Source organism: Pseudomonas monsensis, assembly GCF_014268495.2.
Classification (GTDB): domain Bacteria; phylum Pseudomonadota; class Gammaproteobacteria; order Pseudomonadales; family Pseudomonadaceae; genus Aquipseudomonas; species Aquipseudomonas monsensis.
On the sequence record NZ_CP077087.1, the window covers coordinates 4,063,137 to 4,081,482 of the forward strand.

Below are 18,346 nucleotides of genomic sequence, written 5' to 3' on the forward strand. Positions count from 1 at the left end.
TGGGTGAGGGCCTTGTAGCACATGGGCATGGGGAACTGGCGCGTCACTCACTCCGCGGATACTGCGCCTCCCCTACTTGCTCCATCCACTCCACCACCTCGCCGTCCAGCACCTCGGCAATCGCAATGTGCGTCATCGCCGTCGTCGGTGCTGCGCCATGCCAATGCTTCACATCTGGCGCAATCCACACCGTGTCGCCAGGGCGAATCTCGCGTATTGGCTGGCCCCATTCCTGCACGAAACCGGCACCGGCCGTCACGATCAACGTCTGCCCCAACGGGTGGGTGTGCCATGCCGTCCGCGCTCCCGGCTCGAACGTCACCGTGGCGCCGCTGACCCGCGCGGCATCCGAGCCCTTGAACGGCGCATCGACCCGCACGATTCCGGTGAACCAATCCGCCGGGCCGCGGGCCGAAGGTTGTGAGCCATTGGGCGTGACCGTCACGCGTGAACTTTCATTGGCCTGCACATCCGCAGCCAACAGAGACAACGTCAACGCTGAAGCAGTAATCGGGTTCATGACATGCCCTCCAGAATGCAAAAAAAATCGGTAGGTGCAGCCTTCGGCAGCGCCTGCAGGTCACTTTAGCGGGCCGTACTCTTCAGATAATCGACTAGAATTCGAAAAAACTTATGCAGGACACTCATCAATGCTTCGGGAAAACGCCACTGACCTGCTCGCCTTCCTCGCCGTCGCGCGCGCGCGCAGCTTCACCAAGGCAGCCGCCAAACTGGGCGTTTCGCAATCGGCACTCAGCCACACCATCCGCGCCCTCGAAACCCGTCTGGGCCTGCGCCTGCTGACCCGCACCACCCGCAGCGTTTCGCCCACCGAGGCCGGCGAACACCTGCTGCAAAGCATCGGCCCGCGTTTCGAAGAGATCGAGCGCGAACTCGCCGCCCTGAGTCACCTGCGTGAAACCCCGGCCGGCAGAATCCGCATCAGTGCCACCGACCATTCGCTGGACTGGCTGCTGCGCCCGGTGCTGCAGACCTTTCTGCCCAAGTATCCGGACATCGCCGTCGAGGTCTGCTGCGATTACGGCTTCGTCGATATTGCGGGACAAGGCTTCGATGCGGGCGTGCGCCTGGGCGAGGACGTCGCCCAAGGCATGATCGCCACCCGCATCGGCCCGGACATGCGCATGGCGGTGGTCGGTGCGCCGGAGTACTTCGCCCGTCATCCGGCACCGCACACCCCACGGGATTTGACCGGGCATGCCTGCAACAACCTGCGCCTGCCGACCAACGGCGGGCTCTATACCTGGGAGTTCGAGAAGGATGGCGAACGCCTGAAAGTGCGTGTCTCGGGGCAGATCACCCTGAACGGCGTCTACCCGCTGCTCAATGCGGCGCTGGATGGCTTTGGCCTGAGTTACATCCCGCAGAACATCGTCGCGCCGTATCTGGCCGAGGGCCGTCTGCAGCAAGTTCTGGAGGACTGGTGCCCGACGTTCGCCGGCTATCACCTGTACTACCCGAGCCGACGCCAGGCGGCGCCGGCGTTTGCCTTGTTATTGGAGGCGTTGCGGTTTCGCGGTTGAGCGGCCCTAACCAAGCAACGCAATCAACTGGTGCCGCTGCGCATCCGTCAACATCGGCCCGAACCCGGCCCGGGCGTTATCGGCCATGTAGCGCGGATTGCTGGTGCCCGGAATCACACAGGTCACCGCTGGATGCGCCAGCAGAAACTTCAGCGCCAGTTGCGGCCAGCTATTGACCTGCACGTCCGAGACCCAGCCCGGCAGCGGCTTGTCCTTGAGCCTGGCGAGCACCCCACCGCCGCCAAACGGCCGGTTGCAGATCACGGCCACGCCGCGCTCGCGGCACAGCGGCAAGAGGCGCTTTTCCACACCACGATCGTCGAGGGCGTAGTTGATTTGCAGGAAGTCGACGGGCTCGGCCTTGAGTACCGCTTCGACTTCGTCATAAGCCGAAGGCGTGTAATGGGTAATGCCGATGTAGCGGATGCGCCCCTGCTCTTTCCACTCCCGCAGGGTCGGCAGGTGGGTTTGCCAGTCGAGCAGGTTGTGGATCTGCATCAGGTCGATGCGTTCGGTGCGCAGCAGGCTGAACGACTGCTCCATCTGCGCGATGCCCTCGGCGCGCCCGCGGGTCCACACCTTGGTGGCCAGAAACGCTGGCGAGCGCGGTTCGTGGATCGACAGCAGTTCACCGGTGGTCTGTTCGGCACGGCCATACATCGGCGAGCTGTCGATGACAGTGCCGCCCTTGCCGAACAACTCATCGAGCACGGCCGGCAGTTGCCGGTAGACCGGATCGCCCGGCGCAACGTCAAAACCGCGATAAGTGCCCAGGCCCACCATGGGCAGCGACTCGGAGCTTGAGGGGATGGCGCGGGTCTGCATGGTCTGGCCTCCGGAAATCGCGGGCGTGGTGGCAATGGCCAGCGCCCGCTCAAGGGTGAAGACCGCCGAAACCCCGGCAGCCAGTGTGAGCAATCGGCGACGGGAGTAACCCTCAGTGTGGCTCATGCTGGTTCCCCTGCTGCCTGGATCTGTTGCACGTTGTGTGCGCAGGCTGTCCGCTCGCCATGCTGGACTACACTGCGACAGCGAACCCTCACACCCGTTAAAAGTAGCCGAATGTCCCGACGCCTGATGTCACTCGTCGCCTTGATCGTTGCCCTGTACCTGGCGCTGTGCGCCGCGCTGTTCGTGTTTCAGCGCTCGTTGATCTACTTCCCGCGGCCCGCTGCGGTCGAAGCAGCGGACGCTCGCCTGAAACTGTCGATGCCGGATGCCGACGTTTGGGTGACTACACGAGCACGTGCCGGACCGCGAGCAGTGATCTATTTCGGCGGCAATGCCGAGGACGTGTCGCGCAATCTACCGGGGTTCGCCGAAGCCTTTCCGGATGACGCGCTGTATTTCCTGCACTATCGGGGCTTCGGCGGCAGCGGCGGCTCGCCGTCTGAGGAGGCGATTGCCAAGGACGCCCTGGCACTGTTCGATCAGGTGTACGCCAGTCATCCACAGATAGCCGTGGTCGGACGCAGCCTCGGTTCCGGCGTTGCCGTACGCCTGGCCAGTCAGCGCCCGGTGCAGCAACTGATTCTGGTGACGCCGTATAACAGTCTCGAAGAAATCGCCGAACAGCATTATCCGTGGCTACCGGTGAAATGGTTGCTCAGGGATCGCTTCGAGTCGGGCAAGTACGCCGCGCATATCCGTGTGCCGACGTTGCTGCTCGCGGCAAGTGATGACGAGGTGATTGCACGGGCCAGTACCGAGCGCTTGCTGAGCAGCTTTCCCAAGGGTGTGGCGGTGTTGAAGGTGGTGCCGGATTCGGGGCATAACTCGATTTCCGAGCGGCGGGAATATCTGCAGTGGATGGGGGATGTGTTGAATCGCTGAGGGTCGTGTGGCTTTCATGGCTCCATCGCGAGCAGGCTCACTGCTACAGAGGAATGCATTTCAACTGCAGGAGTGAGCCTGCTCGCGACAGGGCCATCCAAGGCCACTTGAATATCTGCTTGACCCACGCTTCGTCGCCTCGAAAAAAAAAGCCTTTGCCGCCCCTTGAACCAAGTCCGAAAAGCCCAGTCCTACGCGCGCCGTGTTCTGCGGTGAACCCCACTCAAGCGCTGTTCCCCTTTTTCAGAGCTGTCTGTCCCATGCGCCACGCCGTCCGTTCGTCTCGCTTCGTTTCGCTGTGCCTGCTGATCCTTTCGCCGCTGTTCGCTGAAACCGCCCATGCGGGTGCGGAACGGCAACTGGTGGCGGCCATCAATGACTACCGTGCCCATCCGCAACGCTGCGATCGCCGCCCCGCACAACGCCTGGCGCCCTTGGCATTGAAGTCGAACCTGGCCTTGCCGATCGGTTATCGCTACGCCGGTGGCATGCGTGAAGCATTGAAGTCGTCCGGGTATTCCGCCGTGGCGGTGCGCAGTATTCGCGTGGTCGGTGCCGAGGACGCCGAAGCAGCCTTCGACCTGCTGCAGAACGACCACTGCGCCGCGTTGCTGGATGCGAGCTACGCCGACATCGGCGTCAGTCGTTCGCGCAATGAATGGCAAGTGGTGCTGGCACAGCCGGTGCTCGACAGTCGTGTTGGCGATAACCGCAGCGTCGGCAAGGCGTTGCTCGCCGAGGTCAACGCCGCCCGGGCGCGCCCAAGAATGTGTGGCCGTCAGCGGTTCGCCGCCGCCCGCCCCTTAAGCTGGAATGCCGCGCTCGGTGCCGCCGCGCAGGGCCACAGCAAAGCGATGGCCTACGGCAACTATTTCGCTCACCGCGATCCGGACGGTGACCTGCCCGCCGACCGCGCCCGGGCAGCGGGCTACCGTGGCCGGCAAATCGGCGAAAATATTGCCGCCGGGCAGAGCTCACCGGGCAAGGCGATGGCCGGATGGCTGGCCAGCCCCGGGCATTGCGCCAACCTGATGAACCCGATGTTCACCCAGGTCGGCGCCGGCTTCGCCAGTGAGGCGCGCAGTGATGAAGGGGTTTACTGGACGATGGTGTTTGGCGCGCCTTGATGGCCAGCGCACAGTCCCAGTTTCAGTAATTCCTTGCGTAGCATGGAAGAATTCACCAGCCGCGCGAGCACCGCATACGCCTGCACATACTGCGCCGTGGTCATTTTCCCGGTGAAATTCAGGGTGTTGTCGAGTATCGACGTAGCCAGGAGCGCAGCGCTTTGCTGACTGAACTTCAGCAACAACTCCGCCTTGTCCCAACGCTGAAAGACCTGTGTGACGGCAGCACCGATCGGCTGGATATCGGCGGCAGAGCCGAGTCTCTGCGCTCAGTACTGCTCGTAACCGGGATGATGGTGGATGACTTCCACCTCTTCTGCGATGGAAATCCGCCGGGTAGCCCAATTGCGTAACGGTATTGGACAGGTGGTTTTTCCTGTTACCCCCACTCCGAACCCGTTACCCCATGTTTCAGGCAGGGGCAAAATTGCACACTCTGATGACGAAAACATGACAAGACGAAGAGATTTCGACGTCTGAACAATGACAACGGGATAACCGCTATTGAGTGGTTATCCCGTTTTTAATGCGTGCTCACGCTGCGCGTTGACCGCTCGCCACCATCGCCGAAGCCGCCAGCATCGCTCGCAGCAATACCGCACACCCCGCCGCCAGATCATCCGGCGCGGCGTTTTCGATTTCGTTGTGGCTGATGCCGCCTTCGCACGGCACAAAAATCATCCCGGCCGGGCCGAGTTCGGCGAGGAAAATCGCGTCATGCCCGGCGCCACTGACGATGTCCATGTGCGACAGACCCAGCCCTTTCGCCGCGCCGCGCACCGCCGCCACACAGCCCTTCTCGAAGTACAGCGGCGGGAAGTCGGCGGTCGGGGTCAGTTCATAGGTCAGCCCGTGCTCTTCGCAGGTGGCGTCGATGACGTGTTTCACCTCGGCGATCATCGAATCCAGGCGTGCCGGCTCCAGATGACGAAAATCGAGGGTCATGCGCACTTCGCCGGGGATGACGTTGCGCGAGCCGGGATAGGCCTGCAGGCAACCGACGGTGCCACAGGCGTGGGGTTGATGGCCGAGGGCGGCGCGGTTGACCGCACCGACGATCACCGAGGCACCGACCAGGGCGTCCTTGCGCAGGTGCATCGGCGTCGGCCCGGCATGGGCTTCAACGCCGCGCAGCTTGAGGTCGAACCACTTCTGCCCGAGCGCGCCGAGCACCACGCCGATGGTTTTCTGTTGGTCTTCAAGGATCGGGCCTTGCTCGATGTGCGCCTCGAAATACGCGCCGACCTTGTGCCCGCTGACTTTGCGCGGCCCGGCATAGCCGATGGCGTTGAGCGCTTCGCCGACGGTGACGCCCTCGGCATCGACCTTGGCCAGGGTTTCTTCGAGGGTGAATTTTTCGGCAAACACTCCGGAGCCCATCATGCATGGGGCGAAACGAGAGCCCTCTTCGTTGGTCCAGACCACCACCTCCAGCGGCGCTTCGGTTTCCACGCCGAGGTCATTGAGGGTGCGCAACACTTCGACGCCGGCGAGCACGCCGAAGCAGCCGTCGAACTTGCCGCCGGTGGGCTGAGTGTCGATGTGGCTGCCGGTCATCACCGGCGGCAGATCGGGATTACGCCCCGGACGGCGGGCGAAGATGTTGCCCACCTGATCGACCGTGACGCTGCACCCGGCGTCCTTGCACCATTGCACGAAGAGGTCGCGGGCCTGGCGGTCGAGGTCGGTCAGGGCCAGGCGACAGACCCCGCCCTTGACCGTGGCGCCGAGCTTGGCCAGTTCCATGAGCGAGGCCCAGAGGCGGTCGCGGTTGATGTGCTGATGGGTGGATTGCAGAACGTCTACGGCTGCGTTCATGTTGATCTCCTCAGGCAGTTTCTTATGATATTTCTGTGGTGCTTTTTGGGCCGCCATCGCTGGCAAGCCAGCTCCCACAGGGATCGAGTCGTACACAAATTGTGGGCACACCCAAAAACCTGTGGGAGCTGGCTTGCCAGCGATGAGGCCTTCCCTTACACCGCTGTTTTCATGACCGAAGGCTGCGCCCGCATCACGCACAACCCGTAATAAATCACCCCGCCCAGCGCCGAGCCGGTGAACCAGCCGTAGCTGTAGAACCAACTGAACGCATCGCTGCCCAGCGACAACAGGGTCAGCAGCACCGGCACGCCAAACGCGGTAAATCCGGCCCAGTTCCACGCCGGATACACGTCGTCGCGGTACAACCCGGCCAGGTCCAGTTGCTGTTTCTTGATCATGAAATAGTCCACAACCATGATCCCGGCGATCGGCCCGAGCAGGCTCGAATAGCCCAGCAGCCAGTTGGAATACACGGTCTCCAGGCTGACGTCGGAAACGATCAGCCCCAGCTTTTTCAGCAGTTCGTGGGCCATCAAGGCCAGCCCGACCAACCCGGTGAGCAACACTGCTTTGGTGCGGTTGATGACCTTGGGCGCAATGTTCTGGAAGTCGTTGGTCGGCGAAACAATGTTCGCCGCGGTGTTGGTCGACAGCGTGGCGATGATGATCAGCGCCATGGCCACCGCGACCCACACCGGGCTTTGAATGTGGCCGATCAGACTGACCGGATCGGACACCGTGACACCCACCAGTTTCACCGAGGCGGCGGTCATCACCACACCCAGCGAGGCGAACAGGAACATGGTCAGTGGCAAGCCGAAAATCTGCCCGAGGATCTGGTCCTTCTGGCTCTTGGCATAACGGCTGAAGTCAGGAATGTTCAGCGACAACGTGGCCCAGAAGCCCACCATCGCGGTCAGCCCGGCGGCGAAGTAACTGACCACACTGGCGCCTTCCGGGCGTTTCGGTGGAATCGCCAGCAGCTCGGTCATCGACACATTGGGCATCGCCCACATCAGCAAGCCAATGCCGACCGCCACCAGCAACGGTGCGGACAGGGTTTCCAGCCATTTGATCGACTCGGCGCCACGAATCACCACCCACAGGTTCAGCGACCAGAAGATCATGAAGCCGATCACCTCGCCGGTGCCGCCCAGGGATTTCCAGCCCTCGAACACCGAACCGAGAAACAGGTGAATCGCCAGGCCGCCAAACATCGTTTGAATGCCGAACCAGCCACACGCCACCAGCGCGCGAATCAGGCACGGCACGTTGGAGCCGAGCACGCCGAACGAGGAACGCAGCAGCACCGGGAATGGAATCCCGTACTTGGTGCCCGGGAAAGCGTTGAGCGTGAGCGGGATCAGCACAATGACGTTGGCCAGCAGAATCGCCATCAGCGCTTCGCCCACGCTCAGGCCGAAATACGCGGTGAGCACGCCGCCGAGGGTGTAGGTCGGCACGCACACCGACATGCCGACCCACAGCGCGGTGATGTGCCATTTGTTCCAGGTTCGTTCGCGCACCTTGGTCGGTGCCATGTCGTGGTTGTAACGGGGACTGTCGAGGACGTCGCTGCCGGCTTCGAGTTCGAACAAGCCGTCGCGCTCGGTCACTTGCGATCTGTTCTGTTGCATGGCCGCTCCACTGTTCTTCTGATTATTTTTTTGCTCATCAGGCGGCTGCACACCAGGGTGCGAGCCGGACGATGGCCGGAGGAACTGACAACTTTCGTGTACCGGCCACGGTGTCAGCGGCGGCATCAATAAACGTGCCGGGTGCCCCGCTTACGCATCGGGCCGTGGTTCAAACACATTGCAACTTTCTGATATTGCTCGGTTTTAATTATTTATCGAGAGAGTCCGTGAAAACCTGTCTGCACGCTCAGGCTAAACGTTTGCCAAGTTGTTCGAACTGTCAGGACTCAATCTGGTGCACTGCAATTTTTTTCATTCTGGGCGATCAACCGCAGCTCAACTTCAAGCGGCTGATTTCACATAGGAAATCTTGCTCATATTTCCATCCTGTCAAGTGCGTCAAAATGGTGAACAGCCTCACCATTTTGGTGATTTATGTTTTTTATCTTTATTTTTCATACACTTAAAACATTCATAAGCTTATAAAAAATAATCTTGATCAATTTCAAAACTGCGACTAGTTTCTATTCCTGACAGCCATGACAGGAATACGCCGTTCATCGCTGTACATCAATAAAACATATAGAACCGATACCAGTCGGTCATGCCTGCGAGGAACTCGGAATGTCTCTGTTGATCCGTGGCGCCACCGTTGTTACCCATGATGAAAGTTATCGCGCCGACGTCTATTGCGCCGACGGCGTGATCAAAGCCATTGGTGAACACCTTGATATTCCCGCCGACGCCGAAGTGCTCGATGGCAGCGGTCAATACCTGATGCCCGGCGGCATCGACCCACACACCCACATGCAACTGCCCTTCATGGGCACCGTGGCCAGTGAAGACTTCTTCAGTGGCACGGCGGCCGGACTGGCGGGTGGCACCACCTCGATCATCGACTTCGTGATTCCCAATCCGCAGCAGTCACTGATGGAAGCCTTTCGTCAGTGGCGCGGCTGGGCCGAGAAGTCCGCGTCCGACTATGGCTTCCACGTCGCGATCACCTGGTGGAGCGAGCAGGTGCGTGAGGAGATGGCCGAGCTGGTCAGCCATCACGGGATCAACAGCTTCAAGCATTTCATGGCCTACAAGAACGCGATCATGGCCGCCGACGACACGCTGGTGGCGAGTTTCGAGCGCTGCCTGGAACTCGGCGCGGTGCCGACCGTGCACGCGGAAAACGGCGAGCTGGTCTATCACTTGCAACGCAAGTTGATGGCCCAGGGCATCACCGGGCCGGAAGCGCATCCGCTGTCGCGGCCGTCGCAGGTGGAAGGCGAAGCGGCGAGCCGGGCGATTCGCATTGCCGAAACCATCGGTACGCCGTTGTACCTGGTGCACGTTTCCACCAAGGAAGCCCTCGACGAAATCACCTATGCCCGCAGCAAGGGCCAACCGGTTTACGGCGAAGTGCTGGCCGGGCATCTGCTGCTCGACGACAGCGTCTATCAGCACCCGGACTGGCAGACCGCCGCCGGTTACGTGATGAGCCCGCCGTTCCGTCCGCGCGGGCATCAGCAAGCGCTGTGGCATGGCCTGCAAAGTGGCAACCTGCACACCACCGCCACCGATCACTGCTGCTTCTGCGCCGAGCAAAAAGCCGCCGGGCGCGACGACTTCAGCAAGATCCCCAACGGCACCGCCGGCATCGAAGACCGCATGGCAGTGTTGTGGGACGAAGGGGTCAACAGCGGGCGTTTGTCGATGCAGGACTTCGTCGCCCTCACCTCCACCAACACTGCAAAAATCTTCAACCTCTACCCGCGCAAAGGCGCGATTCGTGTGGGTGCCGATGCCGACCTGGTGCTGTGGGACCCGCAAGGTACGCGCACCATCTCCGCCAAGACCCACCATCAGCAGGTGGACTTCAACATCTTCGAAGGCAAGACCGTGCGCGGCGTGCCGAGCCATACCGTCAGCCAGGGCAAAGTGGTCTGGGCGGACGGCGACCTGCGCGCCGAGCGCGGGGCCGGGCGCTACATCGAACGGCCGGCGTATCCGGCGGTGTTTGATTTGCTGAGCAAGCGCGCTGAGTTGCATAAACCGACTGCTGTGAAACGCTGAAATCCAGGCCTTCGGCCTTCGCGAGCAAGCTCGCTCCCACAGGGGAATGCATTCCAAATGTGGGAGCGAGCTTGCTCGCGAAGAGGCCATCCCGAACGCCACAAAAACCACTGCCCGACAGAGGCAGAAACCTCAAATAACCGTGAGGCAAAAAACCGTGATCGAGACCCTGAACCATCTCCCGCACCCACACGAAAGCGCCGCCGCCCTCGCCGGCCATTTCACCGATCTGGCGCCGCCGCTCAACGCCCGGCAGGCGCATCTGGAAGCCTCACGCTGCCTGTATTGCTACGACGCGCCGTGCGTCAATGCGTGCCCGAGCGAGATCGACATTCCGTCGTTCATCCGCAACATCCATCAGGACAACGTGCCCGGTGCAGCGCAGAAAATCCTTTCGGCGAATATCCTCGGCGGCAGTTGTGCGCGAGTCTGTCCGACCGAAATCCTCTGCCAGCAAGCCTGCGTGCGCAACAACGCGCAGGAATGCGCGCCGGTGCTGATCGGCCTGCTGCAACGCTACGCCGTGGACAACGCGCACTTCACCGAGCACCCGTTCCAGCGCGCCGCCAGCAGCGGCAAACGCATCGCCGTGGTTGGCGCCGGGCCCGCGGGATTGTCCTGCGCTCATCGCAGCGCCATGCACGGGCATGACGTGGTGATTTTCGAAGCGCGGGAGAAAGCCGGCGGCCTCAACGAATACGGGATCGCCAAATACAAACTGGTCGACGACTACGCGCAAAAGGAACTGGATTTCCTCCTGCAAATCGGCGGCATCGAGATTCGCCACGGGCAGAAACTGGGCGACAACCTGACCCTCAGCGAATTGCATCAGCAATTCGACGCGGTGTTCCTCGGCCTCGGCCTCAATGCCAGCAAACAGCTCGGCCTGCAACACGAGGACGCCCCCGGCCTGCTCGCCGCCACCGACTACATCCGCGAACTGCGTCAGGCCGATGACCTCTCGCAACTGCCGCTGGCCGAGCGCTGCATCGTCCTCGGCGCCGGCAACACCGCGATCGACATGGCCGTGCAAATGGCCCGCCTCGGTGCCCGCGATGTCAATCTGGTGTATCGCCGGGGTGCGGCGGACATGGGCGCCACCGGCCACGAACAGGACATCGCCAAAGCCAATCAGGTGCGCCTGCTGACCTGGGCGCAACCGAACGAAGTGCTGCTCGACGCGCAAGGCCAGGTGCGCGGCATGCGTTTCGCCCGCACGCATCTGGTCGAAGGGCGCCTGCAAACCACTGGCGAAACCTTCGAACTGGCGGCTGATGCGATCTTCAAAGCCATCGGTCAGGCCTTCGACAGTAGCGCCCTCGCCGACCCGCTGGCCCGCGAACTCAAGCGTCAGGGCGAGCGAATTCAGGTCGATGACAACCTGCGCACCAGCATCCCCGGGGTGTATGCCGGCGGCGACTGCACCAGCCTCGATCAGGACCTCACCGTGCAAGCCGTGCAGCACGGCAAACGCGCCGCCGAGGCGATCAATGCTCAACTGATGCTTAACGTGGAGGCTGCGTAAATGGCCGATCTCTCGATTGTCTTCGCCGGTATCAAAGCCCCCAATCCATTCTGGCTGGCCTCCGCGCCGCCGACCGACAAGGCTTACAACGTAGTCCGTGCCTTCGAGGCCGGTTGGGGCGGCGTGGTCTGGAAAACCCTCGGCGAGGACCCGGCGGCGGTTAACGTCTCGTCGCGCTACTCGGCACACTACGGCAATAACCGCGAAGTGCTGGGCATCAACAACATCGAACTGATCACCGACCGCTCGCTGGAGATCAACCTGCGCGAAATCACCCAGGTCAAGAAAGACTGGCCGGACCGCGCGCTGATCGTCTCGCTGATGGTGCCGTGCGTGGAGGAATCGTGGAAACACATCCTGCCGCTGGTCGAAGCCACCGGCGCTGACGGTATCGAGCTGAATTTCGGTTGCCCGCACGGTATGCCCGAGCGTGGCATGGGCGCGGCGGTGGGTCAGGTGCCGGAGTATGTCGAGCAGGTCACCCGCTGGTGCAAGACTTATTGCTCGCTGCCGGTGATCGTCAAACTGACGCCGAACATCACCGACATCCGCGTCGCCGCCCGCGCCGCGCATCGCGGTGGCGCCGATGCGGTGTCGCTGATCAATACGATCAACTCGATCACCAGCGTCGATCTGGAACACATGGTCGCCCTGCCCACCGTCGGCAGCAAAAGCACCCATGGCGGTTACTGCGGCTCGGCGGTCAAGCCGATTGCCCTGAACATGGTCGCCGAAATCGCCCGCGATCCGCAGACCCAGGGCCTGCCGATTTGTGGCATTGGCGGCATCGGCAGTTGGCGTGATGCGGCGGAATTCATGGCGTTGGGCAGCGGCGCGGTGCAGGTGTGCACAGCGGCGATGTTGCATGGCTTCCGCATTGTCGAAGAGATGAAGGACGGCTTGTCGCGGTGGATGGACAGTCAGGGCTACGCCAACATCGCCGAGTTTTCCGGGCGTGCGGTGGGCAATACCACGGACTGGAAGTACCTCGACATCAACTATCAGGTGATTGCGAAGATCGACCAGGACGCGTGCATCGGTTGCGGGCGTTGCCACATTGCCTGCGAAGACACCTCACACCAGGCGATCAGCAGCCTGAAGCAGGCCGACGGCACGCATAAATATGAAGTGATTGATGACGAGTGCGTGGGCTGCAATCTGTGTCAGATCACCTGCCCGGTGCAGGACTGCATCGAAATGGTGCCGATGGAGACGGGCAAGCCGTTTCTCGACTGGAACCATGATCCGAGGAATCCGTACCACGTTGCGGTCTAGACCGGCGGCTGATCCAAACGCCCCCTCACCCTAACCCTCTCCCAAAGGGAGAGGGGACCGATTGGGGGATGCTGCCAAACTCCGCCGACCTGAAAGTACTGTTGTGAATCCACAATCGACTGGGGTTCACAGACGAGAGATGCTTTGAATCCATAATCGACTGGGATCCGCAGATAAGAACCGCTTTGAATCCAAAATCGACTGGGATCGACAGATACGAACCGCCTTGAATCCATAATCGACCCGGTCTTACAGGTAGATGTACCTCTCAACACACCTCGGTCAGCTCCCTCTCCCTCCGGGAGAGGGCTGGGGTGAGGGTCGGCTTTTACTTTCAGGGCTCCAGCCCGATCCCGCGCAAGATCACACTGGTCACCGTCTGCACCGCCCGCTCGAACTGCATGTCCGACAGCGGCTGGTGTTCGTTGAGAATATTCACTTGATGATCGAAGTCGGCGTAATGCTGGGTCGAGGCCCAGATCATGTACAGCAGGCTCGACGGCTCCACCGGCAGAATCCGCTGGTCTTCCACCCATTGGCGGATCTTCGCTTCCTTCATTTTCGCCCAGTCGTACAGGCTCACATCCAGCGCCTCGCCCAAGGTCGGCGCGCCGTGGATGATTTCGTTAGCCCAGACTTTCGAACCGTATGGCCGGCTGCGCGAATGATTCATCTTGGCGCGGATGTAGCTGCTGAGCACCACCCGTGGATCGTCGAACATTTCGAAACACAGCGCATCCTGCTTCCACACTTCCAGCAAGTCGAACAACACCGCGCTGTACAGCTCACTCTTGGTGGAAAAGTAGTAATGCAGGTTGGAGCGCGGCAGTTGCACTTCGGCGGCGATGTCAGCCATGGCGGTGCCGCCGAAGCCTTTTTCGGCGAAGACTTTTTCCGCCGCCAGCAGGATTTTCTCGACGTTACTGCGACGAATCTCGATCTTGTGATTGCCCATGTGGGCTCCCTGGCAACAGCGTTGCCCAAGACTAGCATCCGCTCTGGTGCGCGGGCGACCGCGACAAACAAAACTTCGTACGAAGGACAGCGGGTAGCTAAACTGACGCTTTTTATTCTGCCAACGAGGTATCCGCGATGCTGTTCAAGAATGTCCTGACCACCACTGCCCTGCTCGCTTCGCTGTTCGCCGCCACCTCCGTGTTGGCTCACGCCCACCTGAAAAGCCAGACCCCGGCTGCCGACAGCACCGTCACTGCACCGGCCGACCTGCGCCTGACCTTCTCCGAAGGCGTCGAAGCCAGCTTCACCAAAGTCACCTTGACCAGGGATGGCGCACCGATCGCGCTCAAGCCGCTGACCACCCAAGGTGACAAGAAAACCCTGATCGTCACCCCCGCCGCACCACTGACGGCGGGTGAATACAAAGTCGAGTGGCACGCCGTGTCCGTCGATACGCACAAAAGCGAAGGCGCCTATCAGTTCAAGGTTGGCCAGTGATTGATGAATGAAGCGCTGGTGCTGTGCCGCTTCCTGCATTTCACCGTGGTGTTGATGCTGTTCGGCGCCTGGCTGTTCCGGCCGTTGCTGCTCAACGGTGAAGCGCTGGCGCTGGATCGGCAGTTGACGCGCCTGACGCGTTGGCTGACGGCCATTGCACTGGCCAGCGGCATTGCCTGGGCGCTGCTGATCACGGCGAGCATGGCCGGTTCGGCGGCGGCAGCGTTTGACGTGGACACGGTTGCCTTGGTGCTGGGCAATACGTTTTTTGGCCAGGTGTGGCGCTGGCACCTGCTGATCAATGCGCTGCTACTGACATTGCTGTTCACTCCGTGGCGTTCAAACCTGGCGTTACGGCTGGGCTTGAGCGGCGCGCTGCTGGCCACGCTGGCGCCGGTCGGTCATGGTGCGATGCTCGATGGCTTGAGCGGGCAACTGCTGATTCTCAACCAGGTCATCCACCTCACCTGCGTCGCCGCGTGGCTCGGCGGACTGTTGCTGCTGGTGATGATTCTGCGTCAGCCGAGTCAGCCGCGTGAGGTGTTGCGACGCTTCAGCGGTGTCGGTTACTGGCTGGTGGCCGGGCTGCTGATCACCGGATTGATCAACGTGCGCGTGCTGACCGACCAGTGGTGGCCGACGCCGTTGTTCAGCGGTTTTGCCCTGATTCTGCTGATCAAGGCGGCGCTGGTGGTGGGCATGCTGGCGCTGGCGCTGTTCAACCGCTTGCGGATTGATGATTGCGAACAACGGATGGGCGCGCTCAAGCGCAGTGTGGTGCTGGAATGGCTGTTGGGGATGGGGGCGGTGGCGGCGGTTTCGCTACTCGGCACCCTGCCCCCGATGATCACAGGATAAACGCCGTTCAACTGTGGGAGCGAGCTTGCTCACGAAGGCGGTGTGTCAGATAAAGAAATGTCACTGATACACCGCTTTCGCGAGCAAGCTCGCTCCCACAGGGTTATGCATTGGGTCAATGAGGTTGTGTGTCGCCCGCCGCGGTGTCAATGCTGACCACCACCGACATCCCCGGACGCAACCGCTCCTCTTCCTGCTGCCCCTCATCAATGGTGATCCGTACCGGCACCCGCTGGGCGATTTTCACGAAGTTGCCGGTGGCGTTATCGGCTTGCAACAGCGCGAATTCCGAACCGGTGCCCGGCGAAATATGCTGCACGTGACCGGTGAATCTGCGGTGGTTCAACGCATCGACGGTGAAACGCACCGGTTGCCCGACGCGCACGCTGTCCATCTGGGTTTCCTTCATGTTGGCGATCACCCATTTCTGGTTCGGCACCAGCGCCATCAACTGCGCCCCGGAGTTGACGTAGGCGCCGAGGCGCACGCCAATCTGCCCGAGCTGGCCGTCACGCGGGGCGACGATGCGGGTGTTCGACAGGTCAATCCGCGCCAGTTGCACCGCCGCTTCCGCGCTGGCCACCGCCGCCTCCAGCGAACCGCGATTGACGATCACCGTTTGCAGGTCCTGCCGGGCGATTTCCAGATTGGCCTTGGCTTGCGCCACCGCCGCGACACTTTGCGCATTGGCCGCCAACGCCACGTCCATTTCACGCTTGGACACCGAGCCGTCACTCACCAGCTCCTTGTTGCGCCGCAGATCGGCCTCGCTTTTGCGCAACTGCGCTTCACTGTCGGCCTGCACCGCCTGACGCAACTTGATGGTCGCTTCGGCACTGTTGCGCTGCTGCACCACGTTAGCCAGCGCGGCTTTCTGCACCGCCAGTTGCGCCAGCGCCTGATCGAGGCGTTGCTGATAAATCCGGTCGTCCAGACGCACCAGCAAATCACCAGCCTTCACGTACTGAAAATCCTGCACCGGCACCTCGAACACGTAGCCGCTGAGCTGCGGCCCGATGATCGTCACCTGCCCGCGTATCAGAGCGTTTTCGGTGGTCTCCACCGCGCTGCTGAACGGCGGCAATTGCCAGGCATACAACACGATCAACACGCCGACGATGGCGATCGCGGCAAAGCCCAGCGACGATATGATCCGCACCCGCAGCGAGCGCGGTTCGGTGTTGGGCGAGGACGGCGGCGCCGCACCTTCAGGCGTGGCAGCGATGGCATTGGTGGTTGTGGTGGTCGGTTCGGTCATGAAGTAGAAGCACCGCTAGGTGGTACGGAAGGCGCAGAGGCGACGGCTTTGGTGGTGCTCATCAGCCACAGTGCACGAATGGACAGCCAGATCATGGTCAGCACCGCAATCACGGCGATCAGCATGAACACATCGTTGTAGGCCAGCACGTTGGCCTCGCGAGTCGCGGCGTTGGACAAGCTGCGAATACCCGCCAAGTTGCGCAGGCTCGGGTCGGCCAGCAACGAGCCGTACGCCGAACCGCCGCTCTGCACGCGCGCGGCCACCAACGGGTCAGACAGCGTCAGGTGCTCAACGATGTGACTGGAATGAAATTTTTCCCGAGCGATCTGGAAGGTGCCCAGAAGTGCCGCGCCCAGCAGGCCGCCGAGGTTGTTGCAGATCCCGAACAGCACGGAAAAGCTCACCAGGTTGCGTGGATTGGTCAGCACATTGCGAGTACCGAAGACCATGGTCGGGCCGAGGAAAAACGTGCTGCCGAAGGCCAGCAGGAACTGACTGAAGTAGAGGTTTTCCGGGCGGGTCAGGTTGTTGGAAAAGCTGTCCATCATCGACCCGGTGGCCATCAGCGCCAGCGAGATGATCAGCGGCATCAGCAGGTGTTTGGGGTCGATGGTCAGCGCACTGGTCAACAGCCCCGCGACACTGCCGATCAGCATCACCACGTAGAGGCTGTGCAACTGCTCATAGCCCATGTTCAAGTTCTGCATGAAACCGACCGCACCGGTGGACTGTTCCGAAGTCACCATGCGAATCAGGGTCACCGCCAGCGCCAGGCGGATCATCGTCCCGCTGCCGAGCCAGCGGGTCATCAGCAGCGGGTTGCTGCGGTTATGTTCGATGGCCAGACCGGCGAGGATCAAGGCAATCGAGGCGGCCAGCGCATAGCCGATCCAGTTGGCCTCCAGCCACCAGTCGATACGCCCCAACGACAACACCGCGCACAACAACGCCACGCCCGTGGCGAGAATGGCGAAGGTGAGGAAGTCGAGTTTTTCGAAGGTTTTGAAACGGTCGCCCGGCGGCAACTTGAGCATCAATACGCAGCCCAGCGAGAGCAGCGCCATGCCCAATTCGAACAGGTACAGGCCACGCCATTCGGCGATCTGCAGTAAATCTTCAGAGAATAATCGCGCCAGCGGCAGCGCCAGTTGTGAAGTGCCCAGGCCGAGCACCAGTGCCTTCATCCGCCACTTCGCCGGAAACGCCTGGACCATGTAATACAGGCCCAGCGAACTGAGTGCCGCACCGACCATGCCGTGGGCCGCCCGCACCGCCACCGCCGAGTTCAGGTCGTTGACGAACAAATGGCCGAAGGTCACCAGTGCATACAGCACCAGAAACACTTCGGTGAACGCGCGCAAACCGAACTGCTGGCGAAACTTCACCAGCAGCAGGTTCATCGACACATTGGTCATCACGAACGCCGCCGGCAACCAGGCCATCTCCGCCGTGGTCGCCCCGAGCGCACCTTGCAGGTAAGGCAGGTTGGCGACCACCAGCGAGTTGCCCAAACCACCGGTCACCGCCACCAGCACACCGACCAGCGCATACGCCAGGCGCTTGGGATTGGAGTGCAACGGCGTCGAAGGAGAACCGGGCAGGCTGGGCTTTTCGTGGGGCTGCCAGTTGCGCGGGGCGTATTGATCCATGGAAAGGCCTTGTGCGAAACGTGGGTGAAGTTTGCCGCAAATTGACCGGCAACACACTCATCCCCTGTCATCCACCAAACCCTGTGGGAGCTGGCTTGCCACCGATGAGGCCGGCATATCCAGCATCCTTGTTGAATGACACTGCGCAATCGCTGGCAAGCCAGCTCCCACAGGGTTGGGGGGCGAATTGAACATTCAGGCGCCAGCAAGTCATCGTATAACTTGCTGTTGACATTCCCCGAAAACGTAGGAAATATCTGCAACCATGTTGTACGACGACGTATAACAAATAATAAA

At 61.5% G+C, this 18,346-nt stretch carries 15 protein-coding genes and 1 pseudogene; 8 read left to right on the forward strand and 8 right to left on the reverse strand.

Annotated elements, in window-relative coordinates; translation table 11 throughout:
* Positions 1 to 43 precede the first annotated feature (43 nt).
* Positions 44 to 520, reverse strand: coding sequence for a (R)-mandelonitrile lyase (locus HV782_RS17805; protein ID WP_186744234.1), 477 nt, complete (start codon positions 518 to 520; stop codon positions 44 to 46).
* A gap of 130 nt (positions 521 to 650) precedes the next feature.
* Between HV782_RS17805 and HV782_RS17810 the strand changes: the two genes are divergently transcribed.
* Complete coding sequence (locus tag HV782_RS17810; RefSeq protein WP_123462655.1) at positions 651 to 1,544, forward strand: LysR family transcriptional regulator; 894 nt, start codon at positions 651 to 653, stop codon at positions 1,542 to 1,544.
* A gap of 6 nt (positions 1,545 to 1,550) precedes the next feature.
* Here the strand turns inward: HV782_RS17810 and HV782_RS17815 are convergent, their stop codons facing one another.
* Complete coding sequence (locus tag HV782_RS17815; RefSeq protein WP_186744236.1) at positions 1,551 to 2,495, reverse strand: aldo/keto reductase; 945 nt, start codon at positions 2,493 to 2,495, stop codon at positions 1,551 to 1,553.
* A gap of 111 nt (positions 2,496 to 2,606) precedes the next feature.
* Between HV782_RS17815 and HV782_RS17820 the strand changes: the two genes are divergently transcribed.
* Positions 2,607 to 3,377, forward strand: coding sequence for an alpha/beta hydrolase (locus HV782_RS17820; protein ID WP_186744239.1), 771 nt, complete (start codon positions 2,607 to 2,609; stop codon positions 3,375 to 3,377).
* Positions 3,378 to 3,637: 260 nt separating this feature from the next.
* Positions 3,638 to 4,504, forward strand: a complete 867-nt coding sequence (locus tag HV782_RS17825) for a CAP domain-containing protein (protein ID WP_186744241.1) — start codon at positions 3,638 to 3,640, stop codon at positions 4,502 to 4,504.
* A 62-nt stretch (positions 4,505 to 4,566) separates the two neighbouring features.
* On the opposite strand, the pseudogene HV782_RS28625 reads toward HV782_RS17825, so the two are convergent.
* From HV782_RS28625 to HV782_RS17840, 3 genes and pseudogenes are all read right to left on the reverse strand, one after another.
* A pseudogene (locus tag HV782_RS28625) lies at positions 4,567 to 4,818 on the reverse strand (DHH family phosphoesterase); the annotation flags it as partial.
* A gap of 220 nt (positions 4,819 to 5,038) precedes the next feature.
* The gene (locus tag HV782_RS17835; RefSeq protein WP_186744245.1) at positions 5,039 to 6,322 is read right to left on the reverse strand and encodes a Zn-dependent hydrolase; all 1,284 of its coding nucleotides are present in this window, start codon (positions 6,320 to 6,322) and stop codon (positions 5,039 to 5,041) included.
* 155 nt (positions 6,323 to 6,477) lie between these two features.
* The gene (locus tag HV782_RS17840) at positions 6,478 to 7,962 is read right to left on the reverse strand and encodes an NCS1 family nucleobase:cation symporter-1 (protein WP_186744247.1); all 1,485 of its coding nucleotides are present in this window, start codon (positions 7,960 to 7,962) and stop codon (positions 6,478 to 6,480) included.
* A 624-nt stretch (positions 7,963 to 8,586) separates the two neighbouring features.
* Between HV782_RS17840 and hydA the strand changes: the two genes are divergently transcribed.
* The 3 genes from hydA (at position 8,587) to preA (ending at position 12,826) form a co-directional block, all read left to right on the forward strand.
* On the forward strand, positions 8,587 to 10,026 hold the full coding sequence (gene hydA, locus HV782_RS17845) for a dihydropyrimidinase (protein WP_186744249.1): 1,440 nt from the start codon (positions 8,587 to 8,589) through the stop codon (positions 10,024 to 10,026).
* Positions 10,027 to 10,183: 157 nt separating this feature from the next.
* Complete coding sequence (locus HV782_RS17850; RefSeq protein WP_186744251.1) at positions 10,184 to 11,551, forward strand: NAD(P)-dependent oxidoreductase; 1,368 nt, start codon at positions 10,184 to 10,186, stop codon at positions 11,549 to 11,551.
* A complete protein-coding gene (gene preA / locus HV782_RS17855) occupies positions 11,552 to 12,826 on the forward strand; it encodes an NAD-dependent dihydropyrimidine dehydrogenase subunit PreA (RefSeq protein ID WP_123462644.1) in 1,275 nt (424 codons plus the stop codon).
* 334 nt (positions 12,827 to 13,160) lie between these two features.
* Here preA and HV782_RS17860 read toward each other — a convergent pair whose 3' ends face one another.
* Positions 13,161 to 13,781 (reverse strand): TetR/AcrR family transcriptional regulator, encoded by a 621-nt coding sequence (locus tag HV782_RS17860; RefSeq protein WP_064587091.1) that lies wholly within the window; start codon positions 13,779 to 13,781, stop codon positions 13,161 to 13,163.
* 137 nt (positions 13,782 to 13,918) lie between these two features.
* On the opposite strand from HV782_RS17860, the gene copC reads away from it, so the two are divergent.
* On the forward strand, positions 13,919 to 14,281 hold the full coding sequence (gene copC / locus HV782_RS17865; RefSeq protein WP_186744253.1) for a copper homeostasis periplasmic binding protein CopC: 363 nt from the start codon (positions 13,919 to 13,921) through the stop codon (positions 14,279 to 14,281).
* 3 nt (positions 14,282 to 14,284) lie between these two features.
* Complete coding sequence (copD, locus tag HV782_RS17870) at positions 14,285 to 15,139, forward strand: copper homeostasis membrane protein CopD (RefSeq protein ID WP_186744255.1); 855 nt, start codon at positions 14,285 to 14,287, stop codon at positions 15,137 to 15,139.
* Between the two features lie 115 nt (positions 15,140 to 15,254).
* Here copD and HV782_RS17875 read toward each other — a convergent pair whose 3' ends face one another.
* Positions 15,255 to 16,397, reverse strand: a complete 1,143-nt coding sequence (locus tag HV782_RS17875) for an HlyD family secretion protein (RefSeq protein ID WP_128615090.1) — start codon at positions 16,395 to 16,397, stop codon at positions 15,255 to 15,257.
* Positions 16,394 to 18,049 (reverse strand): MFS transporter, encoded by a 1,656-nt coding sequence (locus HV782_RS17880; RefSeq protein ID WP_186744257.1) that lies wholly within the window; start codon positions 18,047 to 18,049, stop codon positions 16,394 to 16,396. The genes HV782_RS17875 and HV782_RS17880 overlap by 4 nt, the downstream gene beginning before the upstream one ends.
* Positions 18,050 to 18,346: the final 297 nt, after the last annotated feature.